Origin of the sequence: Arthrobacter sp. 2YAF22_2 (assembly GCF_052114645.1) — a bacterium.
Classification (GTDB): Bacteria; Actinomycetota; Actinomycetes; order Actinomycetales; family Micrococcaceae; genus Arthrobacter.
The window spans coordinates 1-2,320 of record NZ_JBFRFD010000542.1 but is presented as its reverse complement, the minus strand read 5'-3'; the positions used below and the strand labels follow the sequence as shown (position 1 = coordinate 2,320).

Below are 2,320 nucleotides of genomic sequence, written 5' to 3'. Positions count from 1 at the left end.
GGGAAAGGAATGCCATCAGGTCATAACCCAGCGCGGCGGGATCCAGCCTGCGACTGAAGGAGCGGAGGGCGCCGCTGCGCTCGAGCCGTGCCAGCCGGGCGTGGACCGTGTTCCGTGCGACGCCGAGCGTCCGCGAGAGTGCCAGGGCGCTGGCTTCGGGTTCCTTGTCGAGGGCCAGGATGATCCTGCCGTCGAGGGAATCCAGGGTGCGGGGGTTCGGGATGGTCATATTTTCACCACAGACAGTAGATGTTGAGCAGAAGTCCCAATGGGTTGAGGGTATCTTGCATTGTGGGCCGAGTCACAATCATGATCGTTCCTCATGACCCGTGATCAGATCCTCACCGCACCGGACACTGCGCTTCCCACCCTTCGTGGCGCGGTGGCCGGACTTCCGCCCTACGTCCCGGGCCGGCGCAGCGCCGGTGTGGACATTGCTGCCCTCGCCAGCAACGAAAGCCACTACGAACCGCTGCCCGCTGCCACCGCTGCGGTGGCCGCAGCGGCCGGCACCATGAACCGCTACCCGGACAGTGCCGCCGTCGAACTCCGTGAAAGGATTGCCCGCCACCTCGGCATCACGGCCGGAGAGGTGGCGGTGGGGCCCGGCAGCGTCGGCGTCCTGCAGCAGATCATCACCGGACTGTGCGACGCCGGGGATGAAGTGATCTTCGCGTGGCGCTCCTTCGAGGCGTACCCCATCCTGGTGGAGCTCRCAGGCGCCCAGCCGGTCCGAATCCCGCTGGACGACGCCGAGGGCCACGACCTCGACGCCATGGCCGCGGCCGTCACTGACCGCACGAAGGTTATCCTGCTCTGCACCCCCAACAACCCCACCGGCGTACCGATCAGCCACGAACGCATCGAGGCCTTCCTGCAATCCGTCCGCTCCGACATCCTTGTGGTGATCGACGAGGCCTACGTGGAATACGCCGAAGCGGGCAGCGGCCCCGACTCCCTGGCGCTCTACCGCCAGTACCCGAACGTCTGCATCCTGCGCACCTTCTCGAAGGCGTACGGACTCGCCGGCCTGCGCGTGGGATACGCTGTGGCCTCACCCGCCATCGCCGAGGGACTGCGCCGGACCGCCCTGCCCTTCTCCGTTAGCGCGCTGGCCCAAACGGCTGCCATCGCGTCGCTGGAGGCCGGGGAGGAGATGGAAGCGCGGGTGACCGCCGTCAAACAGGAACGCGCCCGGATGGCCGCGCAGCTGGAAGCCCAGGGCTGGAAACTGCCGCCGAGCCAGGGCAACTTCCTGTGGATCCGCGCGGATGAGCTGCTCCAGGCGAGGCTTGTGGACGCGTTTGACCGCGCGGGCATCCTGGTCCGGGCGTACCAGGGGGACGGCGTGCGGATCACCGTTGCCGGCTCCGCCTCCAACGACCGCGTGCTCCAGGTTTTGGAAGCCCACGCTGCCTCAACAATCGACTGACCTAATCCCCACTCCGTCCCACCTACATTCAGAGGACTCCCCATGGAACAACAGACAAAGACGTCTGGCCGCGCACTGGGCGCCGCACTCAAACCCCGCCAACTCACCATGATGGGGCTCGGAAGCGCCATCGGCGCGGGCCTGTTCATCGGCTCCGGCGCCGGCATCCAGGCTGCCGGCCCGGCAGTGCTGATGTCCTACCTGGTGGCCGGCACCCTCATCATCCTGGTGATGTGGGCCCTCGGCGAGATGGCCGCCGCCAATCCGGACAGCGGAGCCTTCTCCGTCTATACCGCCAAGGCCTACGGGCCGGTGGCCGGTGCCACAGTGGGCTGGCTCTGGTGGATCCAGCTCGTGGTGGTCATCGCGGCCGAAGGGCTCGGTGCGGCCGGACTGCTGGCCACCATCTTCCCGGCGCTGCCCGTGTGGCTGATGGCATTTGTGTTCATCGTGGTGCTCACCGCTGTGAACCTCACCAGCGTGAAGAACTTCGGCGAGTTCGAGTTCTGGTTCGCCCTGCTCAAGGTGGCAGCCATCGTGGGATTCCTCCTGGTGGGCGCTGCCCTGCTCTTCGGCTGGCTGCCGGGCGTGAAGTCGCCGGGCCTGACCAACTTCACCGGCGCCGGATTCGCTCCCAGCGGTTTCGCCGGGATTGCCACGGCACTCTTCGTGGTGGCGTTCGCGTTCGGCGGCACCGAGATTGTGTCCGTGGCGGCAGCTGAGACCGCTGAGCCGGCCCGCAGTGTGAAGAAGGCGGTCCGGACGGTGCTGTGGCGCATCCTCATCTTCTACATCGGCGCCATCTTCGTGATCGCGGCGGTGGTTCCCGTGGGTTCGGCGGGGCTGAAGAGCCCGTTTGCCGCCGTGCTGGACGCCGCCGGCATGCCC

General features: G+C 67.2%; 3 protein-coding genes. 2 read left to right on the top strand and 1 reads right to left on the bottom strand.

The annotated features are described in order from the left end of the window. The coding region (locus AB4Y86_RS17060) for an Lrp/AsnC family transcriptional regulator (protein WP_441403354.1) at positions 1 to 229 on the bottom strand (229 nt) is incomplete at its 3' end. A 93-nt stretch (positions 230 to 322) separates the two neighbouring features. Here AB4Y86_RS17060 and hisC point away from each other — a divergent pair. Together hisC and AB4Y86_RS17050 are read left to right on the top strand one after the other, a co-directional pair. Beyond that, entirely contained in the window at positions 323 to 1,432 is a 1,110-nt protein-coding gene (gene hisC, locus AB4Y86_RS17055; RefSeq protein ID WP_441403353.1) for a histidinol-phosphate transaminase, read from the top strand. Between the two features lie 42 nt (positions 1,433 to 1,474). Then, the coding region (locus AB4Y86_RS17050; RefSeq protein ID WP_441403352.1) for an amino acid permease at positions 1,475 to 2,320 on the top strand (846 nt) is incomplete at its 3' end.